Annotated in this window: 11 protein-coding genes; 1 reads left to right on the top strand and 10 read right to left on the bottom strand. The window is 74.7% G+C overall.

Annotated features, from left to right (window positions below; genetic code table 11):
- From CCN33_RS16860 to cobM, 3 genes are all read right to left on the bottom strand, one after another.
- Positions 1-1096: bifunctional cobalt-precorrin 5A hydrolase/precorrin-3B C(17)-methyltransferase (locus CCN33_RS16860; RefSeq protein ID WP_208621782.1), on the bottom strand; the 1096-nt coding region annotated here is incomplete at its 3' end.
- The gene (gene cbiE, locus CCN33_RS16855; RefSeq protein WP_086694417.1) at positions 1093-2328 is read right to left on the bottom strand and encodes a precorrin-6y C5,15-methyltransferase (decarboxylating) subunit CbiE; all 1236 of its coding nucleotides are present in this window, start codon (positions 2326-2328) and stop codon (positions 1093-1095) included. The genes cbiE and CCN33_RS16860, both read right to left, overlap by 4 nt.
- A complete protein-coding gene (cobM, locus tag CCN33_RS16850) occupies positions 2325-3143 on the bottom strand; it encodes a precorrin-4 C(11)-methyltransferase (RefSeq protein ID WP_086694416.1) in 819 nt (272 codons plus the stop codon). Before cobM ends, cbiE begins: the two co-directional genes overlap by 4 nt.
- Before the next feature lie 145 nt (positions 3144-3288).
- Between cobM and CCN33_RS16845 the strand changes: the two genes are divergently transcribed.
- Positions 3289-4020, top strand: coding sequence for a ZIP family metal transporter (locus tag CCN33_RS16845; RefSeq protein ID WP_086694415.1), 732 nt, complete (start codon positions 3289-3291; stop codon positions 4018-4020).
- A gap of 5 nt (positions 4021-4025) precedes the next feature.
- Here CCN33_RS16845 and cobI read toward each other — a convergent pair whose 3' ends face one another.
- From cobI to CCN33_RS16810, 7 genes are read right to left on the bottom strand one after another with little or no spacing between them, the layout of a single operon-like run.
- Positions 4026-4757: a precorrin-2 C(20)-methyltransferase gene (cobI, locus tag CCN33_RS16840; RefSeq protein ID WP_086694418.1), complete on the bottom strand. Its 732-nt coding sequence runs from the start codon at positions 4755-4757 to the stop codon at positions 4026-4028.
- On the bottom strand, positions 4754-6145 hold the full coding sequence (locus CCN33_RS16835) for a cobyrinic acid a,c-diamide synthase CobB (protein WP_208621781.1): 1392 nt from the start codon (positions 6143-6145) through the stop codon (positions 4754-4756). Before CCN33_RS16835 ends, cobI begins: the two co-directional genes overlap by 4 nt.
- Positions 6145-6744 carry a cob(I)yrinic acid a,c-diamide adenosyltransferase gene (cobO, locus tag CCN33_RS16830; protein ID WP_086694413.1) on the bottom strand — a complete coding sequence of 200 codons (600 nt, stop codon included), beginning with the start codon at positions 6742-6744 and terminating at the stop codon, positions 6145-6147. Before cobO ends, CCN33_RS16835 begins: the two co-directional genes overlap by 1 nt.
- On the bottom strand, positions 6744-8747 hold the full coding sequence (locus CCN33_RS16825) for a putative cobaltochelatase (protein WP_086694412.1): 2004 nt from the start codon (positions 8745-8747) through the stop codon (positions 6744-6746). Before CCN33_RS16825 ends, cobO begins: the two co-directional genes overlap by 1 nt.
- The gene (gene cobN / locus CCN33_RS16820; protein WP_086694411.1) at positions 8744-12394 is read right to left on the bottom strand and encodes a cobaltochelatase subunit CobN; all 3651 of its coding nucleotides are present in this window, start codon (positions 12392-12394) and stop codon (positions 8744-8746) included. The genes CCN33_RS16825 and cobN overlap by 4 nt, the downstream gene beginning before the upstream one ends.
- Positions 12391-13899 carry a cobyric acid synthase gene (locus tag CCN33_RS16815; RefSeq protein ID WP_086694410.1) on the bottom strand — a complete coding sequence of 503 codons (1509 nt, stop codon included), beginning with the start codon at positions 13897-13899 and terminating at the stop codon, positions 12391-12393. The genes cobN and CCN33_RS16815 overlap by 4 nt, the downstream gene beginning before the upstream one ends.
- A complete protein-coding gene (locus CCN33_RS16810; RefSeq protein ID WP_086694409.1) occupies positions 13896-14846 on the bottom strand; it encodes a cobalamin biosynthesis protein in 951 nt (316 codons plus the stop codon). Before CCN33_RS16810 ends, CCN33_RS16815 begins: the two co-directional genes overlap by 4 nt.
- Between the last annotated feature and the right edge of the window lie 176 nt (positions 14847-15022).

Raw genomic sequence — 15022 nt, 5'->3', positions numbered from 1 at the left:
GCACCCGGGTGCCGGGCCGGATCAGGTCGCGGATCTGGTCGACGTACTGGTCGAGCCCCACCAGCACCGAGGCGCGCCGCAGTTCGGCGGCCGCGCGCGGGGTCAGCAGGTCGCGGGCGCCGGGCCCGAGCCCGACCACCGCGAGCCGGCCCCGGCCGGGACGCCGTACGACCGCGCAGGTCGCCATGGCGGGACTGGCGGCCGACTTCCGCTTGGGCACGAGGAGTTCGCCACCGGTCCGCAGCGCGGCGGCCTCCGCCACCGAAGGGGTGCCGACCGCGGCGAGGGGCGCGTCGGAGGGGTTCGGCACGGCCACGGCGGCCAGTTCGTCCGCCGGGTACGTCACCAGGGGCACGCCCAGCCGCCCGGCGGCGGCCACGATGCCGGGCTCCTCGGACTTGGCGTCCACGGTGGCGAGTTCGGCGACCGAACGCACCGAGAGCCCCGCCTCGCGCAACGCCTCCTCGATCAGCCCGAGCACCTCCCCGACAGGCGCACCCCTGGACGCGCCGACCCCGACCACCAGGGACGGCGGACGCAACAGCACCTCCCGCGGGCCCGGTGGTACGGCCCGGTCGGTCAACCGCACCGTGTACGCGCCCTGTCCGGCGAAAGGCACCGGCGGCAGCGGCCAGGCCGACTCGGCCTCCAGCGACACCGGTTCACCGTCCAGCAGCGCCCGCGACACCGCCGCGACCGCGCCCTCCGCCGGCAGGCCCAGGGTGTCCAGTCCGGCCAGGCCCGCCGCGTCCGTCGCCGTCGTCACCACGGGCTCCGCCCCGAGCAACTGGGCCACCTCGTGCGCCAGTTCATTGGCGCCGCCGCCGTGTCCGCCGACCAGCGACACCGCGAACCGGCCGCCCTCGTCCACGCACACCACGCCCGGATCGGCGGCCTTGTCCCCGAGCAGCGGGGCCAGCAGCCGGACCGTGGCACCGGTGGCCAGGAAGCACACCAGCCGGTCGCACTCCGCGAACGCCGCCCGTACGGCCTCCCCGGCCGGGCCCTCGTACACCCGCGTACGGTCCGGCCAGGCCGCGGCCAGCCGGTCACGGGCCGCCGCCCCCGCCGCGGTGGCGGAAATCAGGCCGATCACTGGACTCCTCCTTCACTCCGTGCCGGGAGGCGGTCGCCCCACAGCAGGAAAACGGGGTTGCCGGCCGCCAGCCGGGTCACGTCACCCGGCAGCGGCGCCAGCCGCGAGGACTGCAACAGCACCCCGTCACAGCTCAGCCCGGCCCGCGTCAGCGCCTCGCGCACCGGGCCGACCCGGTCCAGCGCGGCCACGGCCACCACGACCGTCCGCCGCGCCCGCTTGGCGCAGACGCCCACCACGGCGGGCAGGTCACGCCCGCCACCGCCCACGAACACCGCGTCGGGCTCGTCGAGCCCGGCCAGCGCCTCCGGGGCGGTGCCGTGCACCACGCTCACGTCGACGCCGTGGGCGCGGGCGTTGGCCCGTACCCGCCCGGCGCCGTCCTCGGTCTTCTCCACGGCGGTCACGGCCGCGCCGAGCCGCGCGCACTCCACGGCCACCGAGCCCGACCCCGCGCCCACGTCCCACACCAGGTCGCCCAGGCGCGGCCCGAGCCGGGCGAGCGCCAGCGCCCGCACCTCGAACTTCGTGATCATCGAGTCGCGGTGCGCGAACTCGTTCTCGGCGAGCGCCCATCGCGCGGGCCCGGCACCCGGACCGGCGACCGTGCGCGGACCGTCCCCGTCCCGCGTCTCGTCCAGGCACAGCACCACGCTCACCGCCGGACCCCAGTCCCGCGCGGCGGCCTCGGCGGGTGTCACCCGCTCCACCCGCTCCCGCTCCGGATCACCGAGCGCGCTCACCACGACCAGCACCCGGCCCGTACCGTCGAGCCGGGCGCCCAGCTCGGCCGGACCCGAACCCGGCCCGGTCAGCACGGCCACCTTCGGGCGTGCCCGGCACACGTTCACCGCGGTACGCAGGTCCCGTCCGTGCGCGCTCACCACCACCGCGTCGTCCCAGGTCAGCCCCAGCCGGGCGAAGGCACCCGCCACCGAGGACACGCCCGGCCGGACGTCGAGCAGGCCCGCCCCGAAGCGTTCCGCCAGCACCCGCACGACGCCGAAGAACCCCGGATCACCCGAGGCCAGCACCACCACCGGCCGCCGCTCGGCCACGTACTTGCCGATCGCGTCCAGGGCGGGCGCCAGCGGGCCGAGCACCACGCGTGCCGCTCCCTCGGGCACCTGCGCCGCGTCCAGATGGCGCTGCCCGCCGACCACCAGCTCCGCCCCGGTGAGCGCGTCCGGCGGGAGCGGGGCGCCCGTCCCCGCGCCGACGACCGTGATCAACTGCTCGCCCCCCGCTCGCGCAGCGCCCGCCGCGCCGTGGGGTCGGCCTTGCGGAAGCCGTGGAAGTGGCCGGGGTGGTACAGGTGCGAGCGGGTGCCGTGCGCGTCCAGCGCGGCGCCGACCAGGAACAGCGTGTGCTTCCACAGCCGGTGCTCCTTGACCGTCTCCTCCAGCGTGCCGATCGTGCACCGCACCACCAGTTCCTCCGGCCAGGTCACCTGATGGGCGACCACGACCGGGGTGGAGGTCGGGTAGCCGCCCTCCAGCAGCTCCCGCACCAACTGGCCGCTGCGCGCCGCCGACAGGAACACCGCCATCGTGGTGCCGTGCCGGGCGAACTCGCGCACCTCCTCACCGGGCGGCATCGGCGTCTTGCCGCCGCCGAGCCGGGTCAGGATCACCGACTGGGCCACCTCCGGGATGGTCAGCTCCCGCCCGGCCAGCGCGGCCACCGCCGAGAACGAGGACACGCCCGGCACGATCTCCGTGGCGATCCCGACCTCCGCGCAGCGGTCCATCTGTTCCTGCGTGCCGCCCCACAGCGAGGGGTCCCCGGAGTGCACCCGCGCGACCTTCAGACCCTCCGCGTGGGCACGCCGGTACACGGCCACCACGTCCTCCAGGGAGAGGGTCGCCGAGTCGAGGATCTCCGCGTCCGCGCGGGCGTGCTCCAGCACCTCGGCGCGGACCAGGCTGGCCGCCCAGATCACCACGTCCGCCTCCGCGATCGCGCGGGCCGCGCGGAACGTCAGCAGATCGGCGGCACCGGGCCCGGCACCGACGAACGTCACCTTGCCGGCGGGGGCATCGGCCATGGGAAGGGTCCTCTCCTGAGGGAAGCCCGGACACGTGGTCGTGGTCCGGGAGGGGGCTGTGGAACTGGGGTTAATGTCAGGGTCTGGTGGGGTTCGCGGGCCGCAGGATGTGCGCACAGGGCCCCGCATCGGATAGCAAGGGCCTATGGCGGTCCTTGTCGCGCTCGGCGCGTTCCTGATGACGCTGGCCGGCGGCTGGACGGCGCAGCGCGTGACCGACCGCCGCCATCTGGTCCTGGGCCTGGCCGGCGGCCTCATGCTGGGCGTGGTCGGTCTCGACCTGCTCCCCGAGGCGCTGGAGGCGGCCGGTCACAAAGTGTTCGGCGTACCCGCGGCGCTGGTGCTGTTCGTCGCCGGATTCCTGCTGGCCCATCTGGTGGAACGTCTCCTCGCCGGCCGCCAGGCCGCGCACGGAGCCGGCGAGCACACGCACCGCGCGCCCGAGGTCGGCCTCACGGCGGCCGCCGCGATGGTCGGACACAGCTTCATGGACGGCGTCGCCATCGGCGCCGCCTTCCAGATCGGCGACGGCATGGGCGTGTCCGTCGCCCTCGCCGTGATCGCGCACGACTTCGCCGACGGCTTCAACACCTTCACCATCACCAGCCTGTACGGCAACGCCCGCAAGCGGGCCGTCGCCATGCTGGTCGCCGACGCCTGCGCGCCGGTGCTGGGCGCGCTGTCCACCACGCTCGTGCACATCCCGGAGAAGCTGCTCGGCGGCTACCTCGGCCTGTTCGGCGGCGCGCTGCTCTATCTCGCCGCCGCCGAGATCCTCCCCGAGGCCCACCACGACCACCCCGCCCGCTCCACCGTGCTGTGCACCGTCGCGGGCGCGGCCTTCATCTGGCTGGTGGTCGGCTTCTCCGGCGGCTGACCCCCTCACAGCTTCCCGCCCCGGCCGCCCTCGCGCCGGGGCGGCGCGATGAGCGTCGACAGGTACGGCAGCGCGTCGCCGTCCAGCTCGGCGGCGGGCCGTACGGACTCCTCCGGCAGGCCCAGCGCCGAGCCCCACACCGCGTCCTCCAGCCGGCCGGACTCCCGCAGCGCCCGGGCCACCTCGGCCGCGTGCCGCCCGAACTTGTACGCCACCACGGTCCCCGGACCGGCCAGCGCCTCCTTCAGCGCCGCGGCGCCCGCCGTCACCGGGACCAGCGTCAGCGGCTCGGTGCCCTCGGTCAGGACCGCGCCCGACCTGGCCGCGAGGTCCTGCATCGCGGTGATGCCGGGGACCGTCTCGACGACCAGCTCCGGCACCAGGGCGGTGAGCGTCTGCGCGAGGTAGGTGAAGGTCGAGTACACGTGGGGATCACCGATGGTCGCGAACGCCACGTACGCGTGCTCCCGCAACAGCTCCGCGACCCGCGCGCCCGCCGCGTCCCACGCGGCCTCCCGGCGCGCGTGGTCCGTCCGCTCGTTCAGCGCGAACACCACCCGGACGATCTTCTCCCCGGACACGTGGTGCAGCACCGTCGCCTCCGCCCGGCCCCGCTCCATGGTGTCCATCACCGGTACGACCACCACATCGGCGGCCCGCAACGCGTTGACCCCCTTCACCGTCACCAGCTCCGGGTCCCCGGGACCCACTCCGACCCCGACCAGCCTGCTGCTCATGAAGTCCGGCACCTCTCCGTGAAATTCCGGGCCACCTTGGGCTCCGAGGCCCAGTGCGTATGCAGATAACTCGCGTGCACGCCCCGCTGCACGAACCCCTCCACCCGCCGGCGGGGCGCGACAACGCCCCACGCGGGAGCCTCGCCCGCCCCCGGCTCGATCACGGTCCGGTGGAACTCGTGCCCCCGCATCCGGGTCCCGGCCGCCGCCAGCACGCTGTCCCCCACGGCCACGGCGTCCCGGTACCCGAGCGTCAGCCGCTCGCCCATCCGCGCGGCCGCGTCGAGCACCCCGCACATGGGGACCCCGTCGAGCTCCCGGCACAGGTAGAGCAGTCCGGCACACTCGGCGGCGACGGGCGCCCCGGAAAGGGCGAGCGCGGCGATCTCCCCGCGCAGCGGCTCGTTGGCCCCGAGCTCACCCGCGTAGACCTCGGGGAACCCCCCGCCGACGACGAGTCCCCGAGTCCCCTCGGGCAGTCGCTCGTCCCGCAGCGGGTCGAAGGCGACGACCTCCGCCCCGGCGGCTTCGAGCAGTTCGGCGTGCTCGGCGTAGGAGAAGGTGAACGCGGGCCCACCGGCGACGGCCACCACGGGTCGTGCACCTGCGGCGTCGCCGTCGTCGCCCCGGGGCGACCGGTCGCGGGTGGTCGGAGAAAGGGCCTCGGCCGGAGACCAGGCCGCACCCGGCAACGCTCCCGCACTGCGCGCCAGCGCCATCAGCTCGTCCAGGTCGCACCCGGCGGACACCTGCGCCGCCATCGCCGCGACCGCGGACACCGCGGCGGCACCCCGCTCGGCGACCGGCACCAGACCCAGATGCCGAGACGGCGTCTCCACCTGCGAGGCCCGCCGCAGCGCGCCCAGCACAGGCACCCCCGCCTCCTCCAGAGCCTCCCGCAGCAGCGCCTCGTGCCGCGCGGACCCCACCTTGTTGAGGATGACGCCCCCGATCCGCACCCCCGTGTCCCAGGACGCGAACCCATGCACCAGCGCCGCAACGGACCGCGACTGCGACGACGCGTCGACGACCAGCACCACCGGCGCCCGCAGCAACTTGGCGACCTGCGCGGTGGACGCCAGCTCCCCCTGTCCCGCGGCCCCGTCGTACAGCCCCATCACGCCCTCGACGACCGCGAGATCACACCCCCGGGCCCCATGGCCGAACAGCGGGGCGACCAGCTCCGGCCCGCACAGGTACGCGTCGAGATTCCGCCCCGCCCGCCCGGTGGCGAGCGCGTGATACCCGGGATCGATGTAGTCCGGCCCCACCTTGTGCGGAGACACCGCGAGGCCCCGCGCGGCGAACGCGGCCATCAGCCCCGTGGCGACGGTCGTCTTCCCGCACCCCGACGAGGGCGCGGCGATGACCAGCCGGGGAACGGACATCACCACTCGATGCCCCTCTGCCCCTTCTGGCCGGCGTCCATGGGGTGCTTGACCTTGGACATGTCGGTCACCAGATCCGCGAACTCCACCAGGGCGGCGGGCGCGTTACGCCCGGTGATCACCACGTGCTGATTCCCCGGCCGCTCCCGCAGCACCGAGACGACCTCCTCGGTGTCCACCCACCCCCAGTGCATCGGGTACGCGAACTCGTCCAGCACGTACAGCCGGTACGTCTCGGCGGCCAGGTCCCGCTTGACCTGCGCCCAGCCCTCCCGAGCCTTCTCCTCGTTGTCGAGCTGGGCGTCCCGCTGCACCCAGGACCACCCCTCGCCCATCTTGTGCCAGTCGACGGTCCCGCCCTCGCCGGAGGCACCGAGCACGCGCAGCGCGTTCTCCTCGCCGACCTTCCACTTCGCCGACTTGACGAACTGGAACACCCCGATCGGCCACCCCTGGTTCCAGGCCCGCAGCGCCAGGCCGAACGCGGCCGTCGACTTGCCCTTCCCGATCCCCGTGTGCACGACCACCAGCGGGCGATTGCGCCGCTGCCGCGTCGTCAGCCCGTCGTCCGGCACCACACTCGGCTGCCCCTGCGGCACTACGCGGCCCTCCTCGAAGTCGTCCCCCGCACATCCCTGACCAGCCCGGCGATGGCGTCCGCCCGCAGCTCCTCCAGCGTCACCGCCGTACCCCCCAGCTCCTCCGCGAGCCGCCCCGCGAGCCCCAGCCGCACCGGCCCCGACTCGCAGTCCACGACCACCGAGGCCACCGACTCCGCGCCCAGCAGCCGCGCCGCGCGCCCCGCCAGCGCCACCGGCTCGGGACCACCGGTCGCCCGGCCGTCCGTCACCACCACCAGCAGCGCCCGCCGCGAGGGGTCCCGCAGCCGCTCCACCCGCAGCACGTCGTGCGCCTTCAGCAGCCCCGCGGCCAGCGGCGTACGGCCGCCGGTCGGCAGCGACTCCAGCCGGGCCGCCGCCGCGTCCACCGACGAGGTCGGGGGCAGCGCCACCTCGGCGGCCGTGCCCCGGAAGGTCACCAGACCGACCTTGTCCCGCCGCTGGTAGGCGTCCAGCAGCAGCGACAGCACGGCACCCTTCACCGCGCTCATCCGCTGCCGCGCCGCCATCGAACCGGAGGCGTCCACGACGAACAGCACGAGGTTCCCCTCGCGCCCCTCCCGCGCCGCCTGCCGCAGATCGTCGCGGCGCAGCACCAGCCCCGGTCCCGACCGGCCCCGCGCCCGCTGATGCGGCGCCGCCGCCCGGACGGTGGCCGCCAGGTGCAGTCTGGTCAGCGCACCGCGCGGCCGCAGCGCGCCGGTGGTCCGCCCGCGCTCGGTCCGCGCCCGCGAACGCCGGCCGGCCGCGCCCGCACCGACACCGGGCACGGTCAGCGCCTTGGTACGGAACGGCTCCGCCGCCCGCGCCGGCGCCTGTTCACCCGCCCCGCCGGCGGCCGGCTGCGGCTCCCCGTCCTTTCCGTCCTCTCCGGTCCCGGCCTGCGCACCGGCGTCCCCGCCCTGCGGCCCCTCCTCCGGCGACGGCTGCCCGCCGCCACCGGGACCGTCCGGATCGGGATCGTCGTCGTCCCCGGCCGACTCCTCCAGCGTCCGGTCGAGTTTGTCCTCGTCCAGACCCGGCGCGTCGAAGGGGTTGCGCCGCCGCCGGTGCGGCAGCGCCAGCAGCGCGGCCTGCCGCACGTCCTCGGCCAGTACGTCGCTCCGCCCGTCCCAGGCGGCCAGCGCGGTCGCGGTACGCGCCATCACGATGTCGGCCCGCATGCCGTCCACCTCGAAGGCCGCACAGGTCGCCGCGATCTGCTTCAGCGCACCGTCGCCCAGCCGCACCTTGGGCAGCAACTCCCGCGCCCCGACGATGCGTCGCCGCACGGCGCTCTCCTCGTCCGCCCAGCGCGCCGCGAAGGCGGCCGGATCGTCGTCGTACGCCAGCCTGCGCCGTACGACCTCCACCCGCTGATCCGGCTCCCGTGAGGCCGCGACCTCCACGGTCAGCCCGAACCGGTCGAGCAACTGCGGCCGCAGTTCCCCCTCTTCGGGGTTCATCGTCCCGACGAGCAGGAACCGCGCGGCATGCCGTACGGAGACCCCCTCGCGCTCGACGTACGAGGCACCCATCGCGGCCGCGTCCAGCAGCACGTCAACCAAGTGGTCGTGCAGAAGGTTGACCTCGTCGACGTAGAGGATGCCCCGGTTGGCCGCGGCCAGCAGCCCCGGCTCGAACGCCTTGACCCCCTCCGCGAGCGCCCGCTCGATGTCCAGCGCCCCGACCAGCCGGTCCTCCGACGCCCCCACCGGCAACTCGACCATCCGCGCGTCCCGCGCCTCGGCCGCCGCCCCGGTGTGCGGCCCGTCCGGGCAGGTCGGGTCGGGGGATGCCGGATCACAGGAGAACCGGCACCCGGCGACCACCTCGACCTCGGGCAGCAGCGCCGCCAGCGCGCGTACGGCGGTGCTCTTGGCGGTGCCCTTCTCGCCCCGCACGAGCACCCCGCCGATGTTCGGCGCGACGGCGTTGAGCAGCAGGGCCAGTTGCAGATCCTGCTGCCCGACCACCGCGGTGAACGGGAATCGCGTGCTCACTCGTCTCCCTCCAGCTCTCCCTCGAGTTCCAGATACGTCGCCCGGAGCCGGTCCAGGGTGTCCTGGTCCGGCTCCGCCCACAGCCCCCGGTCCGCCGCCTCCAGCAGGCGCTCGGTGATGCCGCGCAGGGCCCACGGGTTGGACTTCTTCATGAAGTCCTGGTTCTCCGGGTCGAAGACGTACTCGGCCGACAACTTCTCGTACATCCAGTCGTCCACCACGCCCGCCGTGGCGTCGTACCCGAAGAGGTAGTCCACGGTCGCCGCCATCTCGAAGGCGCCCTTGTAGCCGTGCCTGCGCATCGCGGCCATCCAGCGCGGATTGACCACGCGGGCGCGGAAGACGCGGTGCGTCTCCTCGCCGAGGGTGCGGGTCTTGACCTGGTCGGGGACGGCCGAGTCACCCACGTACGCCTCGGGGCTGGTGCCGGTCAGGTGGCGGACCATGGCGACCATGCCGCCGTGGTACTGGAAGTAGTCGTCCGCGTCGACGAGGTCGTGCTCGCGGGTGTCGACGTTCTTCGCCGCCACCGCGATCCGCCGGAACGCCGTCTCCATGTCCCCCCGCGCCGCGCGCCCGTCCAGCCCGCGGCCGTAGGCGTAGCCGCCCCAGACCGCGTACACCTCGGCGAGGTCCGCGTCGGAGCGCCAGTTGCGGGCGTCGATCAGGGGCAGCAGACCCGCCCCGTACGCGCCCGGCTTGGAGCCGAAGACGCGGGCGGTGGCGCGGCGGCGGTCACCGTGCTCCGCGGTGTCCTCCTCGACATGGGCCCGGACGTAGTTGGACCCGCCGGGCTCCTCCAGCTCGGCCACCGCGCGCACCGCGTCGTCGATCAGCCCGACCACGTGCGGGAACGCGTCCCGGAAGAAGCCGGAGATGCGGACGGTGACGTCGATGCGCGGGCGCCCCAGCTCGGCGAGCGGCACGATCTCGAAGCCGGTGACCCGGCGCGAGGCGTCGTCCCACACCGGGCGGCAGCCCAGCAGCGCGAGGATCTCCGCGATGTCGTCGCCCTGGGTCCGCATGGCGGAGGTGCCCCACACGGTGAGCCCCACCGACTTGGGGTACTCCCCGGTGTCGGCCAGATACCGCTGCACCAGCGAGTCCGCGAGCGACTGCCCGACCTCCCAGCTGAGCCGCGACGGGATCGCCTTGGGGTCGACGGAGTAGAAGTTGCGCCCGGTCGGCAGCACGTTGACCAGACCCCGCGTGGGCGACCCGGAGGGCCCCGCCGGGACGTAACCGCCGTCCAGCGCGCGGAGGATGTGCCCGATCTCGTCGGTGGTCCGGGCGAGCCGGGGCACGACCTCCGTACAGGCGAACTCCAGCACGGCCGTGGCGTCGGCCAGTGCGAAGCCCAGCACCTCGTCCAGCACCGCCGGTACGGCCGCCCGGTCCCAGTCCCGCGCCTCCATGCCCTCGGCGATGCCCCGGCACAGCTTCTCCAGCAGGTCGACGGCGTCGGCCCCGGTGCGCGCCGGCCCCTCGGCCAGGTCGGTCAGCTCCACCGGCACCTTCACCGGCGCGCCCGGCTCGGCCAGCAGCTCCTTCTCCACCAGCCCGAAGTGCTGCGCCAGCGCGGCCCGCAGTCCCGGCAGGGCATCGGCCTTACCGCCCCACACCTGGGAGGCGCGCAGCACGGCGAGGACGAGGTTGACGCGGGGCTCGCCCTCCGGGCCGCCGCCCAGGATGTGCAGTCCGTCGCGGATCTGCACGTCCTTGATCTCGCAGAGGTAGCCGTCGATGTGCATGACGAACGAGTCGAAGTCGTCGTCCTCCGGCTGCTCGTCCACGTGCAGGTCGTGGTGCAGCTCGGCGGCCTTGACCAGCGTCCAGATCTGGGCCCGTACGGCCGGCGCCTTGGCCGGGTCCAGGTCGGAGACGAGCGCGTACTCGTCCAGCAGCTGTTCCAGCTTGGCGAGGTCGCCGTAGGTGTCGGCGCGGGCCATCGGCGGCACCAGGTGGTCGACCACCGTGGCGTGCCCGCGCCGCTTGGCCTGGGTGCCCTCGCCGGGGTCGTTGACGATGAAGGGGTAGATCAGCGGGAGTTCACCGAGTACCGCGTCCGGGGCGCAGCCGCGCGAGAGGCCGAGGCCCTTGCCCGGCAGCCACTCCATGGTGCCGTGCTTGCCCATGTGCACGACGGCGTCGGCGCCGAAGCTGTTCTCCAGCCACCGGTAGGCGGCCAGGTAGTGGTGCGAGGGCGGCATGTCGGGGTCGTGGTAGATGGCGATGGGGTTCTCGCCGAAGCCGCGCGGCGGCTGGATCATCACGACGACGTTCCCGAACCGCAGGGAGGCGAGCACGATGTCGTCGCCGTCCACGTACAGGCTGCCCGGCGGCTCGCCCCACGCCTCCAGCATGGCGTCGCGCAGCTCGGGGTCCAGGGTGTCGAACCAGGCCCGGTAGTCCGCGAGCGGCACCCGTGCGGGCGCGGCGGCGAGCTGCTCCTCGGTGAGCCACTCCACGTCGTGACCGCCGGCCGCGATCAGCCGGTGGATCAGCTCGTCGCCCTCGGAGGGGTGCTCGCTCACCCCGTACCCGGCGTCGCGCAGCGCGTCCAGCACCCGGACCGCCGAGGCGGGGGTGTCCAGGCCGACGGCGTTGCCGACGCGGGAGTGCTTGGTGGGATAGGCGGTGAAGACCAGCGCGATCCGCTTCTCGGCGTTCGGCTTGTGCCGAAGTGCCGCGTGGCGTACGGCGATCCCGGCGACACGGGCCGCCCGCTCGGGGTCGGCGACGTAGACCGGGACCTCGTCGGGTCCGGGCTCCTTGAAGGAGAAGGGCACGGTGATCAGGCGGCCGTCGAACTCCGGGATGGCGACCTGCATCGCGGCGTCCATGGGGGAGAGAGCCGCGTCCGAGGCGTCCCAGGCGGCCCGCGTGGAGGTGAGGCACAGTCCTTGCAGCACCGGCACGTTCAGGTCCGCGAGGGCGCCGATGTCCCACGCCTCCTCGTCACCGCCCGCCGAGGCGGCCGAGGCGTGCGCCCCTCCGGCCGCGAGCACGGTGGCGACCAGGGCGTCGGTCCGGCCCAGCAGTTCGTACAGCCCCGCGTCCGCGTCGCGCAGCGAACCGCAGTACACCGGCAGGGCGTTGGCACCGCGTTCCTCGATGGCCGCGCACAGGGTGTCCACGAAGGCGGTGTTGCCGCTGAGTTCGTGGGCCCGGTAGAAGAGCACGCCCACGGTCGGCCGGCCGGGCCGCTGTTCGTAGGCGCCGTGCAGCCCGAACTCCGGCATACGGTGCGGCTCCTCGAAGCCCTCGCCGGTCAGCAGGACGGTGTCGGAGAGGAACCGGGACAGCTCCAGCAGGTTCGCCGGGCCGCCCTCGACCAGATAGCGCAGCGCCTCCGCGACGACCCCGGCCGGGGCGGTGGACTCGGCCATCAGCTCGGCGTCCGGCACGCTCTCGCCGCCCAGCAGCACCGTCGGCACCCCCGACGCCTTCAGCGCGGCGAGCCCGTCCTCCCATGCCCGCTTGCCGCCCAGCAGCCGGACGACCGCGAGGTCCGCGCCGTAGAGCAGGGCGGGCAGGTCGGCGGCCGCGTCGACGCGGGACGGGTTGCCGATGCGGTAGTCGGCGCCGCTGGCGCGGGCGGCCAGCAGGTCGGTGTCGGCGGTGGACAGCAGCAACACTGTGCTCATGCGGGCGCTCCCGGTGGAATGAAGGGCAGTCCTGCGGGCGCGCCCGACTCGATGAGCCGCCAGAGCGCGTCCGTGTCCGCGTGGTGTTCGATCAGATCGCCGAGCAGGTCGAGCTGCTCCTCGCGCAGCGCGGCGAAGGACGTGTCGGGGGCCGGGACGAAGCGGCGCCCGGAGGCGGTGGCGACCTCGCGCAGGAAGGCGCGCCGGAAGCCGTCCGACTCCAGCGAGCCGTGCCAGTGGGTGCCCCAGACCTGGCCGGTGCGGCACCCGTCCAGGAAGGGTGTCCCGCCCAGCACCTCGGCGACGCCGTGGTGGATCTCGTACCCCTCGACCGGCTCGCCGAGGGCCTCTCCGACGGGCCGGGCGAGGGTCTTCCCGGGGTGGAACCGCACCCGCACCGGGAGCAGTCCGAGGCCCGGCACGCTTCCGGCACGGGACTCGACGTCGTCCTCGATGTGCTCGCCGAGCACCTGGAAGCCGCCGCAGATCCCGAGCACCGGACGCCCCTCGGCCGCCCGGCGCGCGAGCGCCTCGGCGAGACCCCGCTCGCGCAGCCACTGAAGCGCCCGTACGGTCCCGCGCGTGCCCGGCACCACCACGAGGTCGGCGTCGGCCAGTTCCTCGGGCCGGTCCACGAAGCGGACCACCACGCCGGGTTCGGCGGCGAGGGCGTCCACGTCGGTGAAGTTGGACATCAGCGGGACGGCGCACACGGCGACCCGCAGCACGTCCTCGCCGTGCGGGGGAGCGACGGCCGACTCCCTCACGCTCCCGCGCAGGGAGACCCTGAGACCGTCCTCCTCGTCGATGCCGAGTCCGTGCCGGAACGGCAGCACCCCGTAGGTGTGCCGTCCGGTGAGGCCGCGCAGCATGTCCAGGCCCGGCTCCAGCAGCGTCACGTCGCCCCGGAACTTGTTCACCAGGAACCCGGCGACCAGCGCCTGGTCCTCGGGGGAGAGCAGGGCGACGGTGCCGAAGAAGGAGGCGAAGACCCCACCCCGGTCGATGTCGCCGACGACGAGGACGGGCAGCCCCGCGCCCCGCGCGACGCCCATGTTGACGATGTCGGTGCGCCGCAGGTTGATCTCGGCGGGCGAGCCCGCGCCCTCACAGATCACCGCGTCATACGTGCCCCGCAACTCCTCCAGGCACTCCAGCACCGTGCCCAGCAGGGCCTGTTGACGCCCACCGTGATAGCCGCGCGCGCTCAGCTCGCCCACCGGCTTCCCCAGCAGCACCACCTGGCTGCTGCGCTCGCCACCGGGCTTGAGCAGCACGGGGTTCATCAGCGCCGTCGGCTCGACCCGGCACGCCTGCGCCTGCATGGCCTGCGCCCGCCCGATCTCCGCGCCCTCACGGGTCACGAAGGAGTTGAGGGACATGTTCTGCCCCTTGAACGGCGCCACCTTGACGCCCTGCCGGACCAGCCACCGGCAGATCCCGGCCGTCACCACGCTCTTGCCCGCGTCGGACGTCGTCCCCGCGACCAGCAGACCACCGCTCACCTGCCCCGCCCCCTTCCGATGAGGCGCCCGGCGACGGTGACGCCGAGCGCGAGCAGACCGACCCGGCGGGAGAGCCGTACGGCCCGCCCGATGTCGGCGACCTCGACGAGCCGCCCGGTGCCGTTGAGCACGGGCCGGTGTTCGACCCGGCCGCCGTAGGAGAGGGTGCCGCCCAGCCGGACGCCGAGCGCGCCGGCGAAGGAGGCCTCCACCGGGCCCGCGTTGGGGCTCGGGTGCCGGTGCGCGTCCGCCCGCCAGGCCCGTACCGCCCCGCGCGGGTCGTCCCCGGCGAGCGCGGCGAGTACGGCGGTGAGCCGGGCGCCGGGCCAGCCGGCCACGTCGTCCAGCCGGGCGGAGGCCCAGCCGAAGCGGCGCAGCCGGGGCGACTTGTGCCCGACCATCGCGTCCAGCGTGTTCACGGCCCGGAAGCCCAGCAGCCCCGGCACCCCGGCCGCCGCGCCCCACACCAGGGCGCCCACCACGGCGTCGGAGGTGTTCTCCGCGACCGACTCCACGACGGCGCGCGCGATCGCGTCGGCGTCCAGCGCCTCGGGGTCCCGCCCGCACAGGTGCGGCAGCCGGGCGCGCGCGGCCGCCAGGTCGCCGCGCTCCAGGGCGCGGCCGACGGCGGACGCTTCGCGGGCGAGCGAAGTACCGCCCACCACGGCCCAGGTGGCGGCGGCGGTCAGCGCGGCGGAGGCGGCGGGGCGAGGACATACGGCGCGTACGGCGCGCGCGGCCACCACGCCGAGCGCGGTGGCGCCTCCGGCGCACACCAGGGTGTGCAGCGCGCCCCAGCCGCGGTGGTCGTGCCACAGCACGCGCTCCACGCCCCCGGCGGCCCGCCCGAAGGCGGCGACGGGGTGCATGCGCTGGGGATCGCCCAGGAGGAGATCACCGAGGAGGCCGGCGGCGGCACCGTACGCGTACGAGCGATCGGCGCCCATCGGCTAGCTCGCCGTGGGCGTGCCGGTGTTCCTGGTGCGGGTTCTCGGGCGGCGGCCGGGCATCACGGTAGTCCTCACTCAGGGTGTCCACGCCCTGGTTCGACGAGACCGGCGACGAGAGTTCCTGGCTTCCGGGGACTTCTCCCCGGTGACAGTGGCGGGACCGCGCCGGATTC

Origin of the sequence: Streptomyces recifensis, assembly GCF_002154615.1 — a bacterium.
Taxonomy (GTDB): Bacteria; Actinomycetota; Actinomycetes; order Streptomycetales; family Streptomycetaceae; genus Streptomyces; species Streptomyces griseoluteus.
This window is presented reverse-complemented; position numbering and strand designations above follow the sequence as displayed.